This is a genomic window from Desulfovibrio sp. Huiquan2017 (assembly GCF_017351175.1).
In the GTDB taxonomy this organism is placed as follows: Bacteria; Desulfobacterota; Desulfovibrionia; order Desulfovibrionales; family Desulfovibrionaceae; genus Pseudodesulfovibrio.
Genome location: NZ_JAFMPN010000002.1, coordinates 139575 through 162850, shown reverse-complemented (window position 1 = coordinate 162850; position 23276 = coordinate 139575). Strand labels below are relative to the sequence as shown.

Here is a 23276-nt window from a genome sequence, read left to right as displayed (position 1 = left end):
AGCATGCGATACATCTACAACGAATCCACCGATCCCGCCTTCAACCTGGCCGCCGAGGAATGGCTGCTGACCGAATCCGTGGACGATATTTTCATGCTCTGGCGCAACCGGCCCGCGGTCATCGTCGGCAGGAATCAGAACACCCTGGCCGAAATCGACGAAGCCTTCACCCGCGAACGCGGCATCCCGGTGGTTCGCAGGCTGAGCGGCGGCGGAGCCGTGTTCCACGACCTCGGCAACATCAACTTCACCTTCATCAACAACGGCAACCCATCGGAAGGGCTGGACTTCGAGCGCTTCACCGTGCCCATCCAGCAGGCCTTGCGCGCCATGGGCGTGGAGTGCGTCTTCAGCGGGCGCAACGACCTGCTCATCGACGGCAAGAAATTTTCGGGCAACGCTCAACATTTTCACGGCGGACGCATCCTGCACCACGGCACCCTGCTCTTTGCCTCGGACATGACCGACCTGAGCGGAGCCCTGCGCGTGGATCCGGAAAAATACCGGGACAAGGCGGTCAAGAGCGTGCGCTCGCGGGTGACGAACATCTCCAGCCACCTGCAAACCCCCATGGAGGTCACGGATTTCATCCGGGCGCTCATGGACTTCGTCTCCGAGGGCGCGGCCCCGGACGACATGGCCCTGACCGGCCGCGAAACCTCGGTCATCGACGCTCTGGCCGAACGGCGTTACCGTACCTGGGATTGGAACTTCGGTTCCTCGCCCGCCTACAACTTCTCCAAGCGCACCCGCACCCAAGGCGGCCTGCTGGATGTAAATCTATATGTAAAGAAGGGGCGCATCCTCAAGGCACGGCTCTTCGGCGACTACTTCGGCGTGCGCGACGTGGCTCCCCTGGAGGAACGCCTTTTGGACTGCCGACATGAACGAACCGAGATCGAAGCCCGCCTGGCCGATGTGCCGCTGGACGAATACCTGCACGACGTTACCCTGCCCGCGCTCCTGGACAGCCTGTTCTGAGGCCTGTTCGAAGCCTGTCCCGGCCCGGCGGACTTGTTCGAAATCCGACCAATGTTCACGTCCGGGACAGGCTCCGACCCCATTTTCCCCTCATTCCCATCGAGTATATAATCTAACAGTTTGATTTTCATAACAAACATCACTAGGGCATGTTCCTTGCTGTATCACTGCATCTCAACTTTAAAACTCAGGAGAAACTCTCATGGATGCAGCCGAAAAAGCAGCAATGACCTTGGCGAAAATGACCCAGCGTGCGGGTAACGTCTTCCCCAATTACCTTGCCTTCACCAAGGAAATCAGCCAATTTGGTCCCCTTGATCACAAAACGCAGGAACTGATTCACATCGCCTGTTCCCTGATGTCCCAGTGCGACATGTGCATCTCCCTGCATATCCAGTCCGCGGCCAGCCTTGGCGCTTCCAAGGAAGAGATCATGCAGGCCGCTTTGCTGGCCACCGCAATGGGCGGCTCGCCGAAGATCATGCAGATGCACTACGTCTTCGACGAACTGGAAGATCTTTTCGACTAACCGATCGGCGGAATTGCATCGGGACCGGGGGGGCAAGCGCCTCCCCGGTTCCCGATGGTCCGCCGTCGCAAACGGCGGGCACACGGCCCACCTCGAGGAAAACATGGAAATCAAGACGCATGAAGCCATCGACAGATCCCTGTGCGGGGAACCGGTCGAGGTCGGGGAAGGAAGCAGCACAGTGCGGTTGACCTGCGCTCAAAACATGGCCGCCGACGCCAGCGGCCTGGTCCACGGCGGGTTCATCTTCGGACTGGCGGACTACGCGGCCATGCTCTCCGTCAACCATCCCAACGTGGTCCTGGGCGCGGCCGAGACCCGCTTTCTCAAGCCGTCACGTGTCGGCGACGTGCTCGTGGCCAAAGCGCAGGACCAGACCCCGCAGGAGCGCAAGCATCTCGTGCAGGTGGAAGTGGCCTGCGGCGAGGATGTGGTCTTCAGCGGCACGTTCACCTGTTTCGTGACCAAGCAACACGTACTCGCCGGTTCCTAGATCCCCGTGCGGGCCGCCCCGGCCTTACGCCGAACCGGCAAAAGGGCACACCCCCTTGCACCCCTTTTGCGCCTGCGCGCAAACGGAGGCCGGGGAGGCACCCTCTCTTTCTTCGTCGGCTAACCGAACAGGGTGTCGCCGCTGACGTTGCCCAGGCCGGGATGGATGTCGAACCGGACCACGCCCACCGGAACATTTACGGCCGCAGCGATGCGCGCCGTACCGGCCGAGCCGAAACCTCCGCACAGCTCGATGGCGGCAATGCCTTCCTTCTCCACCAATTCCCGGGCCACGGCCTCGGCCTGGGCATAATCCTTCACGGCCACGGCCACGAGTTCCACGGCCTCGGTCTTGACCCAGTTGCGGTTGCGCGCCGGATCGGCGCCGGGTGCGACGAAGATGAACGCAGCCTTCAATGCGTTGCCCATGATTGCTCCTTGTCGTTATGACGGTTGACGAAACAGCCCTTCTATCCGGGCCAGATCCATGGTCTTGCCTACGTCGATGACCAGGGGGCCCTCGGTGTTCAGACGGATGGACGCGCGGGCTCCGCTACGGATCTCCACTTCACGTTCGCCGTCCAGGGCGATGAGCCCGGGGCTCGTGTCGATGTGGAAGAGCTGGCCGGGGGCCATCTCGGAAACACCGCAGATGGGCACGTCGGCGAACATGCCCGGGGCGATGGCCGCCGTGACCACCACGGGAGACCCCTCGCCCAGGCGCAGGGCCAGGCCGAGCGGCTCCTCCGGGCGGATGGACCGCAACTGGCCACCAATGGCCGACAGGCCGATGGAACCGGCGCTGCACCGGGTCATGAACAATTGAGGGACCTTTTCCATATGCCAGACGGCCTTGGAGGCGAGAAAGACGTCGTCGTACACGGCCGCGTCCACCAGGGCCATGTCCACGACCTCGTCGTTGATCAGAATATCGAACATGCAGGACCGATAGCAGCACGCCTCCACGGGCAGGCGGCCGCAGGCCACCAGACCGGCGGCCAGACCGGCCACGGTGGCCTCCCCCATGATGGGAAAGACGTTGTTGGTCCCCGTGGAGAGCGGCAGAACCGGGATGGCTACCGAGCCCTTGCAGGCGGCACGGCTGGTGCCGTCGCCGCCGAGGACGACGAGGCACTTGGCACCGAGAGTTTCCATGATGCCCGCCGCTGTGGTGGTGTCGGTCTGGTTGTTGCGGATGGGCATTTCCACCGGCTCCACGGGGATCGAAGGGGAAATGGCGTTGAGGGCCCTGGGCACGATGGCGTAGCCGTCGGGCATATACAGAATCTTCGTCACCCCGGCCTTTTCCAGGCCGAGAATGAGCCGCCGCACCATGCGCACTTTCTCCTGGTTGTCGAATACGGACCCGTGGGCCACCAGGCGGCGGATGTCCTTACCGGAAGCGGGATTGGCCAGAATGGCTGCGATGCTCAAAGGGGCGCCCTCATGAAATGCGGCGGGAGAACGGCCGAAACCGCCCTCCCGCCAGGGTGTGGGATTAGCGAAGACTCTTGACGGCTTCGACGATGTTGTCCGCGTTGGGGATGTAGAACTGCTCAAGCGGCGGCGAGAACGGCACCGGGCAGAACGGGGCGCCGACGCGCTTCACGGGAGCATCCAGATAATCCAGGGCCTCCTCGGCGACCATGGCCGCTATCTCGGCGCCGGGACCGGCGAAAGTCACGGCCTCGTGGGCCACGACCAGGGCGTGGGTCTTCTTCACGGAGTCGAGGATGATGTCCTTGTCCAGCGGCTGGAGGCAACGCGGGTCCACGACCTCGGCGTCAATACCGTCGGCCTTGAGCCGCTCGGCCGCCTCCAGGGCGGAGTGGACCATCAGGGAGGTGGCCACGATGGTCACGTCCGTGCCCTCGCGCTTGACCTCACCCTTGCCGATCTCGATGGTGTAGCTCTCGTCCGGGACTTCGCCGGACACGCCGTAGAGCAGCTTGTGCTCCAGGAAGACGACCGGGTTGTCGTCGCGGATGGCGCTGATGAGCAGTCCCTTGGCGTCATACGGGGTGGACGGAATGACCACCTTGAGGCCGGGGATGTTCATGAACCAGGACTCAAGGGACTGGGAGTGCTGGGCGGCCGCGCCGATGCCCGCGCCCTGGGGCATGCGCAGGGTCATGGGCACGGTGGTCTTGCCGCCGAACATGAAACGCATCTTGGCGGCCTGGTTGAACAATTGGTCCATGGCCACGCCGATGAAGTCCACGAACATCAACTCCGCCACGGGCCGGAGCCCGGCGGCGGCGGCGCCGGCGGCGGCGCCCACGATGGTGCTCTCGGTGATCGGGGTGTCCATGACCCTCCGCTCGCCGAACTGATCGAACAGCCCCTGGGTGACGCCGAAGCAACCGCCGAACTGTCCCACGTCCTCGCCGAGAATGAAGACGTTCTCGTCACGCTCCATTTCCAGCTTCAATGCTTCATTGAGTGCCTGAAGATATGTTTTTTCGGACATTGTATTCTCCATTGAATTTTTAAGGATTCGAGAAAGATGAACCGCCGCCTAGGCGTAGACGTCGTCCATGAGCGCGCTGGTCGCGGGCATCGGGCTTTCCTTGGCGAAGGCCACGGCCTCGGCGACTTCCTTGGCGATGCTTTCCTTGATCTTGTCCGCTTCCTTCTGGGTCAGGGTCTTGCCCTCGACAAGCTTGGCCTCGAACCGGGGGATGGGATCCTTGGCCATCCACTCTTCCAGTTCCTCGGTGCAGCGATAGGTGCAGGCGTCGCCTTCGAAATGGCCGCGCCAGCGGTAGGTCTTGCACTCGATGAGCGAGGGGCCCTCGCCGTTGCGGGCGCGCTTGACGGCCTCGGAGACGGCCTCGTACACGGCCAGCACGTCGTTGCCGTCCACCACCACGCCGGGCATGTCATAAGCGGCGGCACGGTCGGCGATATCGACCACGGCCATGGACTTGCACTGCGGGCAGGAGATGCCGTAGCCGTTGTTCTCGTTGACGAAGACCAGGGGCAGCTTCCAAGCGGAGGCCGCGTTCAGGGCTTCCTGGGTCGTGCCCTGGTTGGAGGCGCCGTCGCCGAAGAAGCAGACGGTCACGTCTTTGGTCTGCTTGTACTTCGAAGCCAGGGACGCGCCCACGGCCAGAGGACCGCCGCCGCCCACGATGCCGTTGGCGCCGAGGATGCCGAGATCGAAATCGGCGATATGCATGGAACCGCCCTTGCCCTTGCAGTAGCCGGTGGAGCGGCCGAAGATCTCGGCCATCATCAGCTTCAGGTCGCCGCCCTTGGCCAGCAGGTGGCCGTGACCGCGGTGGGTGGAAGTGATCATATCCGCATCGGTCAAGGCCGAGCAGGCACCGGTGGCCACGGCTTCCTCACCGAGGTAGAGGTGCACGAAGCCAGGAATCTCGCCCGCAGCGAAAAACTCCTGAAGCTTCTGCTCGAACAAACGGATTTTGTTCATGGTTTCATACATGTGAATCAATGTCTTCTTGCTGAGAGCCATTGCTTTCTCTCCTGTAAGTTATTTGGCCTTGGCGGCGCACCCGCAGGCCTGGTTGTTCGATCCATCCGCTCCCGCGGCCGGGTCCATCTCAATGGAAACGGTCAGGGCCGCGCAGGCCGCGACGATGTTGCTCACCCCCGGGGCGAAACAGGGGACCTCGATGCCCGGCACGCTCATGCCGCCGGACGTCACGGTCAGGGTCTTTTCGCCGATGGGGATGCAGGCGAGCACCGCGTCGCGGTCCACGCCGTCGGGATTCGGAACGGCCACGTCCGCATGGACGTGCACACCCTGGAATTGATCACGGCCGCAGATCTCCATGATGCCGCACAGGCATATGCGGGACACGGCGTCGCGCACCGCCCGGACGGCAGCCTTGGTCATGTCCTCGCCGTGCAGGTCGGCGGCGTAGCCGAGTTCGATAGCAAACCGTTTCAATGCCATGGGTGCCCCCTAGACGATCATCAGGCCCGGGGTTTCCAGCATGTCTCCCAGCTCGCGCAGGAAGGCCATGGCCGGAGCCCCATCCGTAGTCATGTGGTTGAAGGTCAGGGACAGGGTCATCATCTGCCGCACGGCGATCTCGCCATTGTGCACGGCGGGCTTTTCGATGATGCGTCCGACGCCCAGGATGCCGGTCTCGGGCGGATTGAGGATGGGCGTGAAACCGTCCACGCCGAGCATGCTCACATTGCTGATGGTAAAGGTGCCGCCGGAGATCTCGTCCATGTTCAGGCCGCCCTTGCGCGCCCGACCGGCCACGTCGCGGACCTTGGCCTTGAGATCTTCGAGGCCGTAGGTGTCGGCTTCCTTGACGTTGGGCACGATGAGCCCGTTGTCGATGGACACGGCAATACCGAGGTTGACGTGGGGATGCAGATGGATGCCGTCCGCCTGCAGGGTGGAGTTGATGACCGGATGGCGCTTCAGGGCGCGGCATACGGCGTAGGAGATGATGTCGTTGTACGACAGGCGATACTCGGCATCGCGCTTATTGCGCTCAAGCAGCCGGGCACGCAGGTTGACCATCTCGGTGGCGTCGACTTCCACGAACACGGTCAGTTGGGCCGCATTCTGCAGGCTGGCCTGCATGTTCTCCGCGATGAGCTTACGCACGCCGTCCATGGGCACGACGGTATCCTTGGGGGCCTGCGGCGCGGACGCGGGCTGGGCGGCCGACGGGTTCATGGCCCGCAGGATGTCCGCCTTGGTGATCCGGCCATCCTCGCCCGATCCCGTGACCTGGCTGAGGTCCACGCCCTGCTTGCGGGCGAACTCGATGGCCTTGGGGCTGGCGTTGATCCCGGCAAAAGCGGAGTCGGCGGTAGCCTGGACGTCCTTGGCGGTGATCTTGCCGTCCTTGCCGGTGCCGGTCACCGTGGACAGATCCACGCCCAGTTCCTTGGCCAGCTTGCGCGCGGCGGGCATGGCCGGGACGAACTTGCCGTCCCCGGCGGGAGCGGCGGCGGGCGTTTCGGCGGCAGCGGCAGGAGCCGCTTCGGCCGAGGGTTGAGCCGCGCCTGCGGGCGCCGACGCGTCGACGGCCTCGCCCGGTGCGGCGATGATGGCCAAAACGGCTTTAATCGGAGCCATGTCCCCCTCGGGGACGATGATTTTGGCCAGGACGCCGCTGGCGGGCGCCTCGACCGAGTTGGTGATCTTGTCGGTCTCGACTTCGAACAAGGGTTCTCCGGCTTCGACCGGGTCTCCTTCGCCCTTGAGCCAGCGTGCGACCTTACCTTCCTTCATGGTCAGGCCCCACTTGGGCATAATCACATCATGAGCCATAACCAAGTCCTCCTGGTTTTTTTTGCGTACGTTTGAACAGGGGACTGCAACGGCGGTGCCAAGCGGTATAGTTCAATTATTTCAACATAATGACCACATATTATACTCTATGTATCGGCCAAGTGTTCGGTGGACGAACAACTGGAGGCCATTCTTCCCCAATTTGCCCAATCCGCCACATCTTGCTGATATCAAATACTTATTCGACAATTCAGCCGCCTGACGTTGTTCAAAAATGGAACACTTGACAGTTCTCTACCCTTGGAGGACAAAAACCATGCGGTCATGCGATAGTATGTGTCAGTCTGGAGGTAAGGCATGCACTTGCTCCTCAGAGATGGGAACGGATTTGAAATACGTCAGGATCCGCACGCGTCGGACGCGGCGGTAGCGCTGCCCGTGTCCTGTACGCACAAGCAGCGGAATGCCCAAGTAAATTACTCAAACTGGAAACTGTTCGTCGAAGGCAAACGCCTGAAGGCCAAGAACGTGAACCCGGCCCTGCTGGATTCCTGGCGGCGTTGCAAGGATATGGCCGTGGACCCGGCCCCGCGGAGCTGCTGGGACTTCCTGCCCATGGACCAATTGGAACAGTTCACCACCACCCTGGAAAAGATCTGCGGCGAGGTCGAATCCACGGCCTATGAAGCCATCAAAGGCAAAGGGCTGTTGATGACCATCGCCAATGCGGACGCCCGCGTGGCCCGCACCTGCGGCGACCTGGACGTCCTGCACGAGGCCGACAAGCTGAACTTCGGCCCCGGGGCCAACTGGGCCGAGTCCTGCGTGGGCACCAACGCCATCGGCACCGCCCTGGCCACGGGCCGCCCCATGCAGGTATTCGCCTCGGAACACTTCTGTGAGTCCCACCACCGTTGGAACTGCACCGCCGCCCCGATCCTCGATCCGCGCGGCAACATCTGGGGCTGCTTCGACGTTTCCGGCCCGGTCGCATCCGACCACTCGGGCGCCATGGAACTGGTCCTGCACGCGGCTCGCGCCCTGGAACAGAACTTGAGCCGCCTCTATTGCTCCGAACTCGAAGGCCAGATGGCCTCCCTGTTCTCCTCCATGTTCAACTCGGTCATGACCGGCGTACTGTTCCTGAACAAGTCAGGCCGGATCACCAGCGCCAACAACACTGCCGAGATGCTCCTGGGCCGCCCCGGCGACGCCCTGCGCGGCCGCAAGGCCGAAGAGCTGTTCGACCTCGGCCCGTACTTGGCCCAGGCCAAGAACGCGTCCCTGTGCGAACCGGTCATCGTCAAGTGCCTGGTCAACCCGAACCTGTACATCCGGGTCATGCCGACTTTCAGCGCCAACGGCGCGTGGCTGGATTCCATCGTTACGGTCAGCGAGACCCAACGTTCCCGGCAGTTTTCGTCGAGCCAGTCGGTGTCCCGCAAGCAGCCGGAACCGGAAGCGATCAAGGGATTCGATCACGTCCTCCACGCCAGCCATGCCATGCGCACGGTCATCCGCCAGGCGGCCAACGCCGCGCGGACCCCGTCCACGATCCTGCTGACCGGCGAGTCCGGCACCGGCAAAGAGCTCTTCGCCCGAGGCATCCACCAAGCCGGCCCCAGGGCCAATCAGCCCTTTGTCGCGGTCAACTGCGGCGCGTTCTCCGAGGAGCTGGTCCAAAGCGAGCTGTTCGGCTATCGCGAAGGCGCCTTTACCGGCGCGGTCAAGCGCGGCCGGGTGGGCAAATTCCAAAAGGCGGACAAAGGCGTTCTCTTCCTGGATGAAATCTCCGAGATGCCCATGTCCCAGCAGGTCAACCTGCTCCGGGCGCTGGAGGAACGGGCCGTGGTCCCGGTGGGCGGAACCACCCCCCTGCCCGTGGACGTAAAAATCCTGGCGGCCACCAACAAGAACCTGCGCGAACTGGTGGACCAGGGGCGCTTCCGCGAGGACCTCTACTACCGTCTCAACGTGGTGACCATCGCCATCCCGCCCTTGCGGGAACGCGGCAACGACGTCGCCCTGCTGGCCGAGTACCATCTGAAAAGGCTGTGCGCGTCCTTCGGCATCCCCTGCCCGGCCATCGCCGCCGAGACCAGGGATCTGATGGCGCGCCACAACTGGCCCGGCAACGTCCGGGAGCTGATCAACTGCCTGGAATACGCGGCCAACAACCTGTCCGGCGATCTGCTCCTGCCCGAGCACCTGCCCCACTATCTCCTGGAACGGACCAGCGCCGAGGCCGTGTCCGGCAACGGCCATTCCAAGGGCAAGGGGTTCCTGCTCAAGCAACGCGAAGCCAACGCCATCCGCGAAGCACTGGACTTCCACCAGGGAAACATCAGCAAAACGGCCAAGGCCCTGGGCATCGGGCGCAATACCCTGTACGCCAAGATGGAGCGGTATCACATCCAGGGCTGATTGCCCCTTTCCCTTTCGACCGAAAACGCCCCCGGCGTTCCATTGCGGAACGCCGGTTTTTTTGTCCGTCTCACGCCTGCTGCGACGTTTTCGAACCGTGTGCAAGATCAACGCATTATCGCAATCTATTGATCAAATAGACGGAGCCTGTACTATTCCGCACGCAAATAGTGCCCCTGCCGTGCGGAGACCGGAACCTGCCTTGCCCGCAATGGCGTAACACCAACGCCCGGAACCAGATCGCGGCCATGACCGACGAACTCTTCGCGGCCCAGGCCCGGTGGCTGCCCGACTTTGAAGACGCATACCCCGCCCGGAACCGACACCCACAACAAGTACGCGCCGCCGGGGCCTCCGGTGGCGCGTGCAGACATCCCGGGTGCGGATGCGCCCTGGCGTGCCGAGCGCCAACGCGGCCGCATTCGGCGCCGCCCCTTCCCGAACTTCAATAAAGACGCCCCGCGACGAGATACTCTTCGCGGGGCGTTTGCAACCGGAACGGAGGGAGGCCCGTTCCGGCCAAAGGAGGTCCCGGGCGGGACCGGCAAGTCCCGCCCGGAGTGGAGGTAGGGATCAATACAATCCGCCCATGTTGGCGGCGGCATGAATCGTGTCGGCAAAGAACCCGGCGCGGCCGACCAACTCGCCCAGCAGAGCCGCGACCGGCAGCCAGGACGGAATGGTCCGCGTCTTCCAGACCACGCCCAGGCATCCGGCCAGGACGGCCACATGTGCCCAGTAGAAGCTCGAACCGAGCCACGCCTCGCCGGTCATACGCATGACCGTGCCGCCCGACAGCCAGACGCACGGAGCGACCAGGTTCAGGACCAGGCCGACCACCAGGGCCGTGGTGAAGATACGGGCCATCAGCGACGCGCGCTCGCCGCCCGCGAACCAACTGCCGAAGCCCGAGCCGAGAATCACGGCCGAGGTCAGGAAGAAGGTGAACGGCAGGGCGTTGTGCAGGGCGGGCAGGGCCGGGGGCGCATAGGTCATTCCGGCGGAAACGATGACGCCCAGCCCCAGCAGCGTGCCGACCCAGGCCAGGACGGGCTTGCCCGCCCGACCGGCCAGGAGCGCGGCCAGCACGGTCACGCCGGTGAACAGCCCGGCGAACAGAATCTCCCGGCTGAGCCAGGCCGTGCCCAGGTGGTTGAGCGCCGTGGGCGCGGACAGGGGATGGCCCAGATGGAACAGGGAACCGATCATGCCGAGCAGCATGAGTCCGGCGATGAGCCTCCATTCGTGGCGGGCGCCGCCGCTCCCGTCCACGGGCCCGTCGGCCGTGGTGCGCACCGCGCGCATCAGGGTCAGGCCGATGGCCGCCTGGGAGAATACGGTAAACAGAACGAGCGGAATTTCCATGGACTGCATGGCTACCTCCTGACCATCTTGGGGGTTTGAGGCAGGACGAACCGGGTGGACGGATTGAGTTCCTCCATCCGGGGGTAGCCCGCCGGGTACTGGACCTCGTTGGTCTCCGTGAACTCGGCCAGGTCGATGAGTTGCAAGGCGTCCGTGGGGCAGGCCTGCACGCAGGCGGGCTTGAGCCCGGCATCCAGCCGCTCGTGGCAGAGGCTGCACTTCTCGGCGCGCTTTTCCACCGGATTGTACTTGGGCGCGCCGTAGGGACAGGAGCGGATGCAGTTGCCGCAGCCGATGCATTTCTCCTGGTGATGGACGACCACGCCGTCCTCCCGCTTGGTGTACGCCTCCACCGGGCAGACGTTCAGGCAGGCCGGATGCTCGCAGTGGTTGCACGACAACGACAGGAAGGCCCGTTCCCGATGGGGATAGATCTCCTCGCTCAGAGGGTGGACCTGCCGCCAGACCACGCCCTCCACCTGATGATAGTAGTTGCGGCAGGCCATGGCGCAGGTGAAGCAGCCGATGCACCGCTCGGTATCCACATGGAATGCGTATTGCTTTTTCATATCATCCTCCTTACGCCCGCTCGATGTCGGCGAACTGGTCGTGGATGGCCACGCCCGGCGCACCGGCCTTGAACGCGCCCATGTCGGCGGACTCGTCGTCCACCAGGTTCTGGACGTTGTAGCTGTTGCCCCGGCCGAACCACGCTTCGTACATGAGCAGGCAGTCCTCGGTCACGTTGTCGGTCAGCTTGACCCGGGCCTTTTGCTCGCCGACCTTGTTGAACACGCGGACCATGTCCAGATCCTCGATTCCCTTCCCGGCAGCCGCCTTGGGGTGCATGTAGACGTAGGGTTCCTTGTTGTATTCGTGCATCCAGTCCAGATTGACGAACTGGGAGTGGAGGCCAAACTTGGTATGCGGGGTAAGCAGGCGGAACTTGTCATAATGCTCGCGTCCGGCCTTGAACTCGGGCAACGCCTTGTGGCCGTGCTGTTCGCACAGTTCGGACTTGAACTCGTACTTGCCCGAAGGCGTGCCGAACTTCTTGTCGTTCCAGGCCGCCGAGGAGGCCAGCTTGGCCTTGACCGGGCCCTTTTTGAGCTCGGTCCAGTCGCTGATGCCGAACATGTCGTAGATGCCCTGGTTGAATTCCTTCTCCATCCATTCCCTGGTGTCGATGTCCTGGGGGAAGGTGCAGGAGCCCGGGGCCAGTTCGTTCATCTTCTTGGACAGGGCCGCCGCGATCTCGATATTGGACTTGGTCTCGAACATGGGCTTGATGGCCTGCTCGTTGACGGACAGCCAGTAGTGCCAATAGGAGACGTTGACCGTCCATTCCTCGAACAGCGTGGTCACCGGCAGGACGATGTCGGAGTTGGCCACGGTCTCGTTGAAGAACTGGTCCACGGTGACGACCATTTCGAGCTTGTCGAAGGCCTTTTCCAGCTTGGGCCGGTCGAAATCCTGGGCAAAGGGGTTCTTGCAGGAGACCCAGAGCATGCGAATGGCCGGGTCGGCGGAGTCCAGGATGGCCTGGGCGGTCTTGTTGATGTTCACGGTGCGATCGGTATAGTTCGCGCCCGAGCCGCTGGTGAAGTCGAATTCGCCCTTGGCCGCGCCGCCCAGGAACCCCTTGGAGCCCTCGGGCTGCTTCTGGATCAGGGCGTGGTAGTTGAAGCCCCAGGTCTGGAGGTGGCCGTAGCGCGCGCCGCCGCCTTCCTTGCCGACGTTGCCGGTCATGGCTACGAGCGCGTCGATGGAGCGCACGGATGCCCCGCCGTTGGTGTGGCGCTGCATGCCATAGCCGATCCAGATGGTCGCCGGGTCGGCCGAGGCGAATTCCTCGGCCACTTCCATGATTTCACGGGCCGGGATGCCGGACTGTTCGGCGGCCCATTCCACGGTCACGTTGTTGCGCAGGTAGTCGGCGAACTCGTCGAAGCCGAGGCCGTAGGTATGGACGAAGTCCTCGTCCACCAGTCCCTTGTCCAGGATGTGCCGGGCCATGCCTAGGGCAAGGGCTCCGTCCGAGGCGGTCTTGGGCTGCCAGTAAACGTCGCCTTTGGCCGCGGTCTGGGTGAAGACCGGGTCCACGACCACAACCTTGGCGCCGCGCCGCTTGGCCTCCATGATGTACTTCATGGAATGGACCGAACACCAGGCCGGGTTCGCGCCCCAAATGATGACGTAACGCGCCTTGACCATGTCCTCGGGATCGTTGCACCACATGTTGCCCATGTCGTAGTTCTGGGCGTCGATGCCTGCGGGCCAGCACGGGGTGCCGACGAAACGGGTGGTGTAGCCCAGCGAGGACATGAGTCCTTCCACGCCGTAGTTTGTGATGCCGAAGTTACCGGAATATTTTGTCATGCCCAGGCCGAGCAGGTTGCCGTCCTCTTCCTTGAGCTTGAGCACCTTCCTGGCGATCATGTCCAGGGCCTCGTCCCAGGACACCCGCCGCCACTTGCCGGACCGCCGCCCGTCCTGAACCATGGGGTACTTGACCCGGTCCGGGCTGTAGGGCCGCCGCGTGTAGCTGTATCCCTTCACGCACAGGCCGCCGTCCGTGTAGGTGGACTCGGATGCGCCCTCGATAAATTGGATGACCCCGTCCTTGACGTAGGTCTTGATGCTGCAGGTGTCGTAACAGTTGCGCGGACAGGCGTTGCGGAAGGTCTGGTAGTCGCCTTCGCTGAACGCGGCCGCCCGGGCCTCGTCGGGCACCAGCAGGGAGCACGGCAGCATGGCCGCCGCGCCCGCCACGGCCGCCCCTTGCAGGAAGCGCCGTCTGCTGAACATACATTTTCTCGCTGTCATATGATCCTCCTCCAGATCATGTTGAAAGTTTTTTTATGCCTCGCCTGCCCTTGCCGGGGGGCGAACGGCTTCGAGCCAACCTTCAAGAGCGTCCATGGCCATGCTTACGGGTTCGCAGACCTCCGGCTGCGTCCGCACGGCCTCGATGAAAGCGGGGACCCACCCCGGCAGGTGCTCACCCAAAAGCCACTCCCGGACCTCGGCCAGCGCGGGATCGTCCTCCGGACACGCGCCCGGACCCGGCAATGCCGCCGCCAGGTCGAGTTCGAAAGCCAGATGATCGTCCGGGGTGCGCCCTTGATCCGGGACCCGGAGCCCCAGGACGCGGTAGGCCTCGCGCACATCCATGGTCGGCTTGCCCATGAGCGTGGGCTCGAACTGGTAGGCCGAGGCGTAGGGCGGGGCCGGAACGGCCATGGGGCCGACGAAGAGCCGGTTGAAATCGTATTCCGCGCCGATCCAGTCGGTGTCCGGCGCGAGGGTCAAATGAAAAAGATCGGAGATGCCGGCCGCCGCGCGCTTCAGGTCCGCCGCATTCCTTGCCGCGAAGAACTCCCGAAGGGCCCGGGCCTCGTCACAGGTATGCGATTCGTCCGTCATGTTTTTCCTCCATTAAACAACATACCGGGATCATGCTTAACCCAGTATGATAATCATGCGAGAGGACAACAGACGGGAAAGTGGGGATAGAATGGGTAGCAGCAACTACCCATTCCGAAAGAATCAGGCAGTCAGCCCCAGAGTCTTGAGGTGGGCGTACAGGCTGACGCTCTTGCCGTGCAGGCCGAGCTTGCGCCGGATATTCTTGCGGTGGGTCTGGACCGTCTCCACCGAGATGTTCAGGGACTCCGCGATCTCCTTGGACGGATGCCCGGCCTGGATAAACTGGGCCACACGGGTCTCCATGTGGGTCAGTTTTAGCAGCAGTGGATCCGAACCGCCGCTGCCCGGAGCCAGCCGGCCCAGCTGATCCTTGGCCACGGTCAGGTAGCCCTTGCGGATGACCGCGTCCTCTTCGCTCTCGATCCGTTCCAGAGCGGGCAGGACCAGGTTGTTGACCTTGGCCGAGACCTCGCCCAGGAGCTGCGCGCGCTCGCGGTCGATGGATTGCAGCACGTTGCGCAGGGTGATGTTCATCTCCTCAAGCTGCTCCTTTTCCCGGCGCAGGGCCTCGGTGCGTTCGGAGACCACCCGCTCCAGGGTCGCGCGCTGGGCCGCGTGGGCCGTGATGTTGGTCAGCATGAGCATATACTCGTCGCTGGCCATGGACACGTTGCCTATGGAGTTGATCTGCATGCGGTAGACGACGGTCTCGTTGAACGGATTCACCTCGCAGGACGTACCCTCGGGATAATACTTGAGCAGATCGGCCAGGGACTGCCCCTCCACGGACAAAACGTCCCAGACGGGCGCACCGATGGCTTCCTTCGCGTCCAGCACGGCCAGGGCCGCCCGGTTGGCCTTGGTCACCCGGCCGTCGCCGCCGACCACCAGGATAAGCTCGGACGAGGCGTCCAGGATGTTCTCGTAGCGGCACTTCTCCAGCGTCAGCAGCCTGTTGGCCTCATCCAGCTTCTGCGCGGCCAGGTCCGGCAAAATGCGCGTCCAGTCGCGCACGAACAGGACCTCCAGGGCGTCCCCGTAGAGCTTGACGTGGCGGCGCGCCTGGACCTTGCTCTCGTAGGAGCCGTCCATCTTCTCGATGACGTCCACCAGGCTGTGGATGAAGGTCTTGAAGCAGCCGATGTACATGTCCGCGGTGATACCGCGCATGCGGTGCCGCCGGGCGGATTCTATCTGCGGCCGTCCCCACTCCCCTTCATGGCGGATGAGCCAGGGGAAGTCCGGATTGGCCATGCCCCGGTCGCGGTGCTCCCGCATGGGCATCAGAAAATCGGAAAGGGCCAGGAGGCAGTCGGCCCGCTTGGCCGTGGTGTGTTCCAGGTAGCCCGCCTGCTCCATGCGGATGGACCAGCGTTCGAGGAAATAGTTCTCCTCCCCCTCCAGGTTCATCAGCATGTCCCAATAGTGCCGCTGCTCGCCGGATCGGTTCTTCATGACGCCTCCCATGCGCATACCCAATGGATACCCATGCCTTGCAATATACCGGACCGGGCGTATGATCAAGCCATGAAGAAACGCTCCCTCACCCCCCTGCTCGCGGCCTGCGCCGTCCTGGCTTTCGCCTGGGCTGCGCTTCTGTCCGGTCCGGCCCGGGCCGACGAAATCCATTCGGCGACGCCCGGCGGCGAGGTCCGCCTGCAAGGGCCCGCCAAGGCGGGACAGCCCGTCAAGGCGGTCTTCGACCTCAAGGGGTATCAATTCCCGATGGGGGCCTACACCGCCGTGAACGTGGAGTTCCCGGTCCGGCCCAAAGGCGCCAAGCCCAAAGTCCGGCCCGGCTATCCGGAAACGACCATAACCTTCGCCGAGCCCGGATCGTATCGCGTCCTCATCCTGCTCAACGAGGTCTCCAAGTCGAGTTGTGGCGGGGTCAGGGCCAAGTCGCTGATCGAGGCCACCCTGGACCTGGACGTCGCGCCATAGGCTGCGGACGGCCCGGCCTCTTCCTGCGTCCAACGAAAAGACAGGCCGCCCCCGGTCCGGCAAGACCGGGGGCGGCTATCTCCCGCGGGATTGCGCTCCCTAGGATACCGGACAGGCGGCCGAAGCCGGTTCCTCGATTGCCGGGACCTGTCCCGTGCGGTCCGGAACAGGCCGCTCCTCCCCGGCAAAGATCGCGTCCACATCCACAAGGATGATAAAACGCCCGTCGCTGCGGCCGAGCCCCTGGACATATTCCGCCTGGCGAAAACCGCCCGCCCTGGGCGCGGGCTCGATGTCGTCACACTCGATGCGCACCACCGCGCGGACCGAATCCACGATCACGCCCAACGTCCCGGCCCCGTCGCCGGCTTCAAGAATGATAATGCAGGTATCCACGGTGCGTTCACCCGGCCCCAGGCCGAGCTTGCCGCGCATGTCCACCACCGGCACCGCGTGGCCGCGCAGGTTGATCACGCCCTTCATGTGGTCGGGCGTCTTCGGCAGTTCGCAAACCTCGGTCACCTCCAGGACTTCGCGCACTCGGGCGATATCCAGGGCGAAGACCTCGCGGTTTATGCCGAAGGTCAGATATTGTCTGGAAAAATGGTCGGTCGTCATGGCTTTCTCCGATTAAAACCGTTCAAAGCCATGATCCGAACCGTCATCCGCACCCGACGCGAGGGGCTTGGGCTTCGTGGCCCGGGGCGCCTTCGGGGCGGAGCCGTGCGGCAACGCGGCGCGGCGCTCGGTCACGCGGGTCAAAGTTCGGCTCGGTTGGCTCTGGCCGCCCTCGGAAACCCTGAAGAACGACATGGTCGCCTGTAACTCCTGAGCCTGAGCGGCCAGTTCCTCGCTGGAGGCGGCCAGTTCCTCGGTGGAGGACGCGCTTTGCTGGATGACCGTATCGAGCTGGGTGATGGCCGAACTGATCTGAGCGGCTCCGCTGTTCTGCTCGTCGCTGGCCGCGGTGATTTCCCGCACCAGGTCCGAAGTCTTGTTGATGTTCGGAACCAGGCTGGTCAGCATGGCACCCGCGCGCTCGGCCACCTCCACGCTGGACGAGGACAGGTCGCTGATTTCCGCCGCGGCCGTCCCGCTGCGCTCGGCAAGCTTGCGGACCTCGGCGGCGACCACCGCGAATCCCTTGCCGTGCTCTCCCGCGCGGGCCGCTTCGATAGCCGCGTTCAAGGCCAGGAGATTGGTCTGCCGGGCGATCTCCTCAATGATGGTGATCTTCTCGGCGATCTCCTTCATGGCCACCACGGTCTTGGTCACGGCCTCCCCGCCCTCGGTGGCGTCGTTCGCGCTCTTGCTGGCTATCTCCTCGGTCTGCCGGGAGTTCTGGGTGTTCTGCTCGATGTTTGCGGCCATCTGGGTCATGCTCGCCGAGACCTCTTCGGCCGCCGCCGCCTGTTCCGTGGCCCCCTGGCTCATCTCCTCCGCCGTGGAGCTGATCTCGGTGCTGCCGGAAGCCACGTTGTCGGCGGCCTCCCGGACATTGGAAACCACTTCCTGGAGTTTTTCCACCATCTGCTGCATGGCGGCGAACGCGCCTACGGCGGGCTTGCTCCGGGTCAGGTTCAGCGTCAGATCGCCTTCGGCGATGCGGTGCGCGATGGAGGCGATAAGCACCGGCTCCTCGCCCAACTGGCCGAGCAAGCTGCGAATGATGAGAAGGCTCAACAGGACGCTGATCGCGACCACGCCCAGCAGGATCGAACTGATCCAGAGCTTGGCGCTCTCGTAGTTGGCATCACCCTCGGCGCTCTGCGCCTCCGCTCCCTTGAAATTCTCGGCGATGAGCTCTTCCAGGGCCGAGCTGGCCTCCATGAATTTGTCCTGCGACTGGTTGCGCAAAAGAGCTTGGGCTTCCTCGTTCTTGTTGGCTCTGGAGAGGGCGAGAAACTTCTTGTGAACCGCCATATATTCCGCCCAGGCCGCTTGAAAGGCATGGAACAGCGACCGCTCCCGGTCGCTCGAGAGAAGCTGTTCATAGGCGTCCGACGCCTGCTTGATCTTCGCCTCCTCCTCCGCCATATTTCCCTCAAAGGTCCGCATGCTCTCGTCGTCGATGGACAAGGTGTGTTGCAACTCCGCGATCCTGAAATCCGACGTGGCCGTATTGACCTTATTGACGTTGATTATGGACGGGATCCAGTTTTCGACCATGGTGGTTGAATCGTTGTTTATCACATTCAATTTCAGGATCGAAAAAACGCCGAGCAGGATGGAAAGCAAAATAAGACACCCAAACGAAGCAGACAGTTTCACAGATACTTTTTCAAACAGTTTCATGCGTGCTCCTTATTGTGAGAGCGGTCATAGGGAATGGACGAATGGGATCAGACATAGCCATACTTGAGGAGCTAGAACATGTCCGCAAATCTAAAGACATTATATTTGTCTGATTATACAAGTAGATGTCCACTCTATACGTACTAACTTATACCGCCTTGCATAAGGTTCTGAGAAGGCCTGCACGACGACCTTTTCCAGACAGACAGGCCGGCGGTGCGCCCCCCCCTCTCCATTTGGCAACGGCCCGTTCCGCCGGACGCAAAAGGGCCCGGAGTCATGCGACCCCGGGCCCGGATTTTTGCGCAAACGGACGCGTTCTATCGCTTTTCCGGCCTCTGCCCAAGCGGCAACCGGGTAAACCGTCCGCCGTAGAGGATCGGATCACCCTTGTAGCCGAGCTTCTTGAAGTCGATGTAGTCGGTCTTGCCGATCAGATCGCCCACATCGCGGCCCATCATCCGGAGCAGCTCGAAGTCCGCGCCCTTTTCCGTCAATTCCCGGAACCGGCCGTCGCGGGCATCCTGATGGCAGCGGTCGCAGGTCTTTTCGCCTTTGAGGCTGTCATGGCACTGCGCACAGGACAGGGCGTGCTCCTTGGGCATGACCTCGTGCTCGATGCGCCAATACATGTTGGTGGCGACCCACATATACTTGCCGCTGTAAGGCAGCCCGGCCTTGGCCATGCCTTCCTTGAACGCGGACTGCCAGTCGGTCCCCTTCCAGAAGGCGGAGACGTCGTCCTTGCCGTAGGGGAAGAGGTGCGGCACCAGCAAATACCGGTACTCGGCATCCGCGGGTTGGATGCCCGCCATGATCTTGAACGGCGTGATCTTGGAGCGCGGGTCCCCGAAGGAGCCCACCGGACGGGTGATGTCCGTCACCGTCATGGCGGCCTTTTGCGCAGGCGTCGGATGTTCGCCAGGCCGGAAGCCCTTGGCCTCGGGCTCGATGAGGTCGCCCAGCAGGCGGCGCTCCATGAATCCGTTGAACCATTCATAGACCGGCTGTGACGCCTCTTTCCAGCGGAAGTCACCCTTCATCCAGTTGTAGTCCGGCTTCCCGTACTTGTCCTTGTGCACCTCGCGCTGCTTGTCGCCCGCCGTGGACCAATCCCACCAGGTCTTGGTCGCCGCGCACTTGGAGTAGATGGGCGAATGGCAGGTATTGCAGGCCACGGTCTCGCAGTGTTTGTTCAGGTGATGGTCGAGCAGGCTGTCGCCATAGTGAGGCTTGGACGTGTGGCAGTCCTCGCAAGCGCGGGACCCTTCGGCCACGGGCACGGAAGTGGACCGGCCCGAGATCTTGTGGTTCCGGGTCTTGTGGCACTCCACGCACTGGAAGTCGTAACCGCCCATATGCACGTCGCAGTTGCGGTCGGGCCAATACAGCTGGGCCGACATGTCCGCGTGCTTGACAGCATCCCCGCCCCCGCCGCTGAAGTGGCAGACGCCGCAGGTCTTGCGGCTGGTGGGGCCGACGTTCTTGGCCACGTAGACCATGTCCACCTTGGGGTCGGGCATGCCCGCCGCGGGCGGGGCCTTCTTGTAGCTGCCCGTGGTGTCGTGACAGACCAGGCAGTCCATATTTTCCTGGTTGGAGAAGTCGAAGGTGTCGTCCTTCCAACCGTAACCGGCGTGGCAGGAGGTGCACCGCTTCTCGTTGCTGATGGCGGACAGGCAGAAGTTGTTCAGAGTCGTGGTGCCCTTGCCGGACATGACGCTCTTGCGGTGCTCCACCGTGTACGGGGACGGTCCGCGCCACAGCCAGTGGGCCGTGGTCAGCATGTCCTCGCCCGCCTGCTCGTGACAGCGCAGGCACTCCCGGGTGACCTGCTGCGGGGTGGGATTTTCCGGGAGCTTGACCAGTTCCTTGTGGTCCACCGGGCGCTTGTCGTGACACCCTTCGCAACTGACCGGCCCCTTTTTCATCTTCTCGTGGCAGTTCATGCACTGCATGTGGTAGGCGGCCTTGAGCCCGATGCGCTCCTTGCCGTTCTCCTGGCGGTTGTCCTGGTGGCAGGCGCGGCAGGCCACCGCTTCCGGGGACTTTTCGTCCGCCGGGCGGAAGTGGTGACAGGCGGCACAGTCCCCGTCCAGGGCGGCCGCATGCTTGGCATGCATGAAGCGCACCGGCCCGTACTTGCGCTCATAGGTGTCCACATAGGGGCTGTCGAGCAGCATGTAGCTGTGCTTGACGTCCTTGAGGCCCAGCCCCATCTCGCGCAGACGCTGCTGGCGCAGGGGCAGATCCTCCATGAGCACGTCCTTGACGAAGGGGTACGCCTTTTTCGCCTCCTCCTCGGCCTTGACCTGATCCTCGGGCGACCACCCTGCGGGCATGGGAACCCGATCCTTGCGGGACTTTTCCACGGCCTCGGACTTGGCATCCGGCGCGGGCGCGGCATAGCCGCAGACCCCGACGCCCAGGAGCATGACCAGAACGGCGGCGGCCAGCCGCCAATTTAGCTTGCTCATCATCGGGACACCTCCTGTCGTTGGGCGGAAAGCACCGGGAACCAAGTCACGATCAGCCTGTAAAGGAAGAAGATCGTGGCCACGGCTCCGGCGGTGACCAGTATTTCGCCTATGGCCGGGTAATACGGATGTTCCGCATACGGGGCCTTGAACGAGACCACGAACACGTTGAACCGATTGAGCATCACGCCCGAAACGATGAGCAGGGCCGCGCAGAACAACAGCCTGCGCGAACGGCGCACCGCCGGGAAAAGGAGCATGACCCACGGCAGGATCACGCCGAGTCCCACCTCCACCAGGAAGGAGTTGCTCTGGGCCGAGCCGTCCAGCAGGGTGGCGTACGCCCCCCGCGAGACCAGGTCGCCGAGCTTGATGACCATGTACACGCCGAGCAGCAGGATGGTGATCCTGGACAGCGGGCCGAGCACGTTCATCTCGGACTCCAGCTTGAGCGAGGTGGTGGCGATGGTCGTCTCCACGATGACCATGGGATAGCCCACGGCAAAGGCGGAGGTCAGGAACAGCAGCGGTTGCAGCGGCGTGGCCCACAGCGGCGACGTCTTGGTCGGCGCGATAACCATCAGGGTGCCCAGACTGGACTGGTGCATGCAGGACAGCACCACCCCGAGGATGATGAAGACCCACATGGTCTTGTCCAGGATGCGATCCAGGAAGGCCAGTAGCTTGATTTTGCGGCCCAGCCTCTCGGCCAGGACCGGGATGAACTCGATCCACAGCACGGTGACGTAGGCCATGACGCACATGGCCACCTCGAACAGGGCCGAGGTGTGATTCTGATAGAAGACCGGCTTCCAGATGGCCCAGGAGCGGCCCACGTCGAAAGTCACGGCCAGGGCCACGAAGGTGTATCCGAGCGCGGCGGTCAGCAGTGCGGGCCGGGTCACGGCCTCGTAGTAATGGCGGCCCATGATGTGGGCCAGAAAGGCGGTGGTGAACCCGCCTGCGGCCAGGGCCACGCCCGAGGCCACGTCCAGGCCGATCCAGATGCCCCACGGATAGTGGTTGCTCAGGTTGGTCACGGCGGCCAGGCCGTAGGTGTAGCGGACGACGAGGGTCAGACCGGCCCCGATCATCAGGACGAGCATGACCAGCACGCCGGGGGTCCAGAAGGGCCGATCGATAGGTGCGGGCTTATGCGTCATGGCCGTTCTCCTTGTCATGCTTGCGCGAGGTCACGCCCATGACCGCCCCCAGGACCCCGAACAGGGCCAGCGGGGACCACAGGTAGCTGAACAGCGCGCTCTGGATGGTCTCCGTGGTCTGCGGCATGGGCCGCGTGGGCAGTTCCTGGAAGCCGACCTTCTTGAAATCCACGTTGGAGATGTACAGCCAACTCGTGCCGCCCACCTCGTGTTCGCCGTAGATGTGGTCGATATACCGGGCCGGGTCGCTCTCAATGCGGTTCCGTGCCAGGCGCAGCAGTTCCGAACGCTTGCCGAAGGTGATCGCCTCCACCGGGCAGATGGACGCGCAGCCAGGCTTGCCGCCTTCCTTGCTGATGCGCTCGAAGCAGAACGTGCACTTGCGCACCCTGGGCAGGATGGGCTTGTCGTATTCGTAGGCCGGGATCTCGAAGGGGCATGCCGCCATGCAATAGCGGCAGCCGATACACTTGTTCACGTCGTAATGGACCGCCCCGTTCTCCTTCTTGGTCAGGGCCCCGGTGATGCAGGCCGACACGCAGGCCGGGTCCTGGCAGTGCATACACTGCACCTTGACGAAGGTCGGCACCAGTTTATCGCGCTCGTCGATGCGCCCGGTGTAGTACCGGTTGATAACCGTGAAAGCGTTCTGGTCCGGCCGGCGCTTGGCGTCGAGCACGGTCAGGTCGTCGAACTTCACGGCGGGTTCGGGCAGGTCGTTGACCTCGCTGCACGCCTGCTCGCACTTCCGGCACCCCACGCAGCGGGTCAGATCCACCAGGCAGCCGAACGGATCGGGCGGCGCCTTGGATTGCCACGCCTGCGCATTTCCGGGCAGTGTCGCCGAGGCCGCCCCCGCGATCCCCAACGCGCCCAAAAATCCTCTACGGGATACTGTCATTATCATACCTCCTTACATTCCAAGCCACTATTGGCTATTCACGTACATA

General features: G+C 63.3%; 21 protein-coding genes. 5 read left to right on the top strand and 16 right to left on the bottom strand.

Annotation, left to right across the window (positions count from 1 at the left end; genetic code table 11):
- Positions 1 to 3: 3 nt before the first annotated feature.
- The 3 genes from lplA (at position 4) to J0909_RS02385 (ending at position 2003) form a co-directional block, all read left to right on the top strand.
- A complete protein-coding gene (gene lplA / locus J0909_RS02395; protein WP_207260177.1) occupies positions 4 to 981 on the top strand; it encodes a lipoate--protein ligase in 978 nt (325 codons plus the stop codon).
- Positions 982 to 1183: 202 nt separating this feature from the next.
- Entirely contained in the window at positions 1184 to 1510 is a 327-nt protein-coding gene (locus J0909_RS02390) for a carboxymuconolactone decarboxylase family protein (protein ID WP_207260172.1), read from the top strand.
- A 103-nt stretch (positions 1511 to 1613) separates the two neighbouring features.
- Complete coding sequence (locus J0909_RS02385; protein WP_207260171.1) at positions 1614 to 2003, top strand: PaaI family thioesterase; 390 nt, start codon at positions 1614 to 1616, stop codon at positions 2001 to 2003.
- 119 nt (positions 2004 to 2122) lie between these two features.
- On the opposite strand, the gene J0909_RS02380 is transcribed toward J0909_RS02385, so the two are convergent.
- From J0909_RS02380 to J0909_RS02355, 6 genes are all read right to left on the bottom strand, one after another.
- Positions 2123 to 2431 carry a DUF6506 family protein gene (locus J0909_RS02380; RefSeq protein WP_207260170.1) on the bottom strand — a complete coding sequence of 103 codons (309 nt, stop codon included), beginning with the start codon at positions 2429 to 2431 and terminating at the stop codon, positions 2123 to 2125.
- Positions 2432 to 2446: 15 nt separating this feature from the next.
- The gene (locus tag J0909_RS02375) at positions 2447 to 3436 is read right to left on the bottom strand and encodes an NAD(+)/NADH kinase (protein ID WP_207260169.1); all 990 of its coding nucleotides are present in this window, start codon (positions 3434 to 3436) and stop codon (positions 2447 to 2449) included.
- A gap of 64 nt (positions 3437 to 3500) precedes the next feature.
- A complete protein-coding gene (locus J0909_RS02370) occupies positions 3501 to 4472 on the bottom strand; it encodes an alpha-ketoacid dehydrogenase subunit beta (protein WP_207260168.1) in 972 nt (323 codons plus the stop codon).
- A 48-nt stretch (positions 4473 to 4520) separates the two neighbouring features.
- Positions 4521 to 5480: a thiamine pyrophosphate-dependent dehydrogenase E1 component subunit alpha gene (locus J0909_RS02365; protein WP_207260167.1), complete on the bottom strand. Its 960-nt coding sequence runs from the start codon at positions 5478 to 5480 to the stop codon at positions 4521 to 4523.
- An 18-nt stretch (positions 5481 to 5498) separates the two neighbouring features.
- A complete protein-coding gene (locus tag J0909_RS02360) occupies positions 5499 to 5924 on the bottom strand; it encodes a Lin0512 family protein (RefSeq protein ID WP_207260166.1) in 426 nt (141 codons plus the stop codon).
- A 9-nt stretch (positions 5925 to 5933) separates the two neighbouring features.
- Positions 5934 to 7268 carry a dihydrolipoamide acetyltransferase family protein gene (locus J0909_RS02355; protein ID WP_207260165.1) on the bottom strand — a complete coding sequence of 445 codons (1335 nt, stop codon included), beginning with the start codon at positions 7266 to 7268 and terminating at the stop codon, positions 5934 to 5936.
- A 318-nt stretch (positions 7269 to 7586) separates the two neighbouring features.
- On the opposite strand from J0909_RS02355, the gene J0909_RS02350 reads away from it, so the two are divergent.
- The gene (locus J0909_RS02350) at positions 7587 to 9653 is read left to right on the top strand and encodes a sigma-54-dependent Fis family transcriptional regulator (RefSeq protein WP_207260164.1); all 2067 of its coding nucleotides are present in this window, start codon (positions 7587 to 7589) and stop codon (positions 9651 to 9653) included.
- A 573-nt stretch (positions 9654 to 10226) separates the two neighbouring features.
- Here J0909_RS02350 and J0909_RS02345 read toward each other — a convergent pair.
- From J0909_RS02345 to J0909_RS02325, 5 genes are all read right to left on the bottom strand, one after another.
- Positions 10227 to 11027 carry a dimethyl sulfoxide reductase anchor subunit family protein gene (locus J0909_RS02345; protein WP_207260162.1) on the bottom strand — a complete coding sequence of 267 codons (801 nt, stop codon included), beginning with the start codon at positions 11025 to 11027 and terminating at the stop codon, positions 10227 to 10229.
- Between the two features lie 2 nt (positions 11028 to 11029).
- Complete coding sequence (locus tag J0909_RS02340; protein WP_207260160.1) at positions 11030 to 11587, bottom strand: 4Fe-4S dicluster domain-containing protein; 558 nt, start codon at positions 11585 to 11587, stop codon at positions 11030 to 11032.
- A gap of 10 nt (positions 11588 to 11597) precedes the next feature.
- Positions 11598 to 13844, bottom strand: a complete 2247-nt coding sequence (locus J0909_RS02335; RefSeq protein WP_207260159.1) for a molybdopterin-dependent oxidoreductase — start codon at positions 13842 to 13844, stop codon at positions 11598 to 11600.
- Positions 13845 to 13877: 33 nt separating this feature from the next.
- Positions 13878 to 14444, bottom strand: a complete 567-nt coding sequence (locus J0909_RS02330) for a molecular chaperone TorD family protein (RefSeq protein ID WP_207260158.1) — start codon at positions 14442 to 14444, stop codon at positions 13878 to 13880.
- A gap of 123 nt (positions 14445 to 14567) precedes the next feature.
- A complete protein-coding gene (locus J0909_RS02325) occupies positions 14568 to 15902 on the bottom strand; it encodes a LuxR C-terminal-related transcriptional regulator (RefSeq protein ID WP_207260157.1) in 1335 nt (444 codons plus the stop codon).
- 72 nt (positions 15903 to 15974) lie between these two features.
- Between J0909_RS02325 and J0909_RS02320 the strand changes: the two genes are divergently transcribed.
- Positions 15975 to 16391, top strand: coding sequence for a hypothetical protein (locus J0909_RS02320; RefSeq protein WP_207260156.1), 417 nt, complete (start codon positions 15975 to 15977; stop codon positions 16389 to 16391).
- Between the two features lie 99 nt (positions 16392 to 16490).
- Here the strand turns inward: J0909_RS02320 and J0909_RS02315 are convergent, their stop codons facing one another.
- The 5 genes from J0909_RS02315 to J0909_RS02295 all read right to left on the bottom strand — a co-directional run bounded on the left by J0909_RS02315 (position 16491) and on the right by J0909_RS02295 (position 23227).
- Positions 16491 to 17009 carry a chemotaxis protein CheW gene (locus J0909_RS02315; RefSeq protein WP_207260154.1) on the bottom strand — a complete coding sequence of 173 codons (519 nt, stop codon included), beginning with the start codon at positions 17007 to 17009 and terminating at the stop codon, positions 16491 to 16493.
- Between the two features lie 12 nt (positions 17010 to 17021).
- Positions 17022 to 18686 carry a methyl-accepting chemotaxis protein gene (locus J0909_RS18520; protein ID WP_353616724.1) on the bottom strand — a complete coding sequence of 555 codons (1665 nt, stop codon included), beginning with the start codon at positions 18684 to 18686 and terminating at the stop codon, positions 17022 to 17024.
- Positions 18687 to 19006: 320 nt separating this feature from the next.
- Positions 19007 to 21121, bottom strand: coding sequence for a tetrathionate reductase family octaheme c-type cytochrome (locus J0909_RS02305; RefSeq protein ID WP_286181717.1), 2115 nt, complete (start codon positions 21119 to 21121; stop codon positions 19007 to 19009).
- A 41-nt stretch (positions 21122 to 21162) separates the two neighbouring features.
- Positions 21163 to 22326, bottom strand: coding sequence for an NrfD/PsrC family molybdoenzyme membrane anchor subunit (nrfD, locus tag J0909_RS02300; protein WP_207260151.1), 1164 nt, complete (start codon positions 22324 to 22326; stop codon positions 21163 to 21165).
- Positions 22316 to 23227, bottom strand: coding sequence for a 4Fe-4S dicluster domain-containing protein (locus tag J0909_RS02295; protein ID WP_207260149.1), 912 nt, complete (start codon positions 23225 to 23227; stop codon positions 22316 to 22318). The genes nrfD and J0909_RS02295 overlap by 11 nt, the downstream gene beginning before the upstream one ends.
- Between the last annotated feature and the right edge of the window lie 49 nt (positions 23228 to 23276).

Excerpts from the sequence above, each read along its gene's own strand:
- lplA (WP_207260177.1), top strand. The coding sequence starts at position 4 with ATGCGATACATCTACAACGAATCCACCGATCCCGCCTTCAACCTGGCC.
- J0909_RS02390 (WP_207260172.1), top strand. The coding sequence starts at position 1,184 with ATGGATGCAGCCGAAAAAGCAGCAATGACCTTGGCGAAAATGACCCAG.
- J0909_RS02385 (WP_207260171.1), top strand. The coding sequence starts at position 1,614 with ATGGAAATCAAGACGCATGAAGCCATCGACAGATCCCTGTGCGGGGAA.
- J0909_RS02380 (WP_207260170.1), bottom strand. The coding sequence starts at position 2,431 with ATGGGCAACGCATTGAAGGCTGCGTTCATCTTCGTCGCACCCGGCGCC.
- J0909_RS02370 (WP_207260168.1), bottom strand. The coding sequence starts at position 4,472 with ATGTCCGAAAAAACATATCTTCAGGCACTCAATGAAGCATTGAAGCTG.
- J0909_RS02365 (WP_207260167.1), bottom strand. The coding sequence starts at position 5,480 with ATGGCTCTCAGCAAGAAGACATTGATTCACATGTATGAAACCATGAAC.
- J0909_RS02360 (WP_207260166.1), bottom strand. The coding sequence starts at position 5,924 with ATGGCATTGAAACGGTTTGCTATCGAACTCGGCTACGCCGCCGACCTG.
- J0909_RS02355 (WP_207260165.1), bottom strand. The coding sequence starts at position 7,268 with ATGGCTCATGATGTGATTATGCCCAAGTGGGGCCTGACCATGAAGGAA.
- J0909_RS02350 (WP_207260164.1), top strand. The coding sequence starts at position 7,587 with ATGCACTTGCTCCTCAGAGATGGGAACGGATTTGAAATACGTCAGGAT.
- J0909_RS02345 (WP_207260162.1), bottom strand. The coding sequence starts at position 11,027 with ATGCAGTCCATGGAAATTCCGCTCGTTCTGTTTACCGTATTCTCCCAG.
- J0909_RS02340 (WP_207260160.1), bottom strand. The coding sequence starts at position 11,587 with ATGAAAAAGCAATACGCATTCCATGTGGATACCGAGCGGTGCATCGGC.
- J0909_RS02335 (WP_207260159.1), bottom strand. The coding sequence starts at position 13,844 with ATGACAGCGAGAAAATGTATGTTCAGCAGACGGCGCTTCCTGCAAGGG.
- J0909_RS02330 (WP_207260158.1), bottom strand. The coding sequence starts at position 14,444 with ATGACGGACGAATCGCATACCTGTGACGAGGCCCGGGCCCTTCGGGAG.
- J0909_RS02325 (WP_207260157.1), bottom strand. The coding sequence starts at position 15,902 with ATGAAGAACCGATCCGGCGAGCAGCGGCACTATTGGGACATGCTGATG.
- J0909_RS02320 (WP_207260156.1), top strand. The coding sequence starts at position 15,975 with ATGAAGAAACGCTCCCTCACCCCCCTGCTCGCGGCCTGCGCCGTCCTG.
- J0909_RS02315 (WP_207260154.1), bottom strand. The coding sequence starts at position 17,009 with ATGACGACCGACCATTTTTCCAGACAATATCTGACCTTCGGCATAAAC.
- J0909_RS18520 (WP_353616724.1), bottom strand. The coding sequence starts at position 18,686 with ATGAAACTGTTTGAAAAAGTATCTGTGAAACTGTCTGCTTCGTTTGGG.
- J0909_RS02305 (WP_286181717.1), bottom strand. The coding sequence starts at position 21,121 with ATGCTCCTGGGCGTCGGGGTCTGCGGCTATGCCGCGCCCGCGCCGGAT.
- nrfD (WP_207260151.1), bottom strand. The coding sequence starts at position 22,326 with ATGACGCATAAGCCCGCACCTATCGATCGGCCCTTCTGGACCCCCGGC.
- J0909_RS02295 (WP_207260149.1), bottom strand. The coding sequence starts at position 23,227 with ATGACAGTATCCCGTAGAGGATTTTTGGGCGCGTTGGGGATCGCGGGG.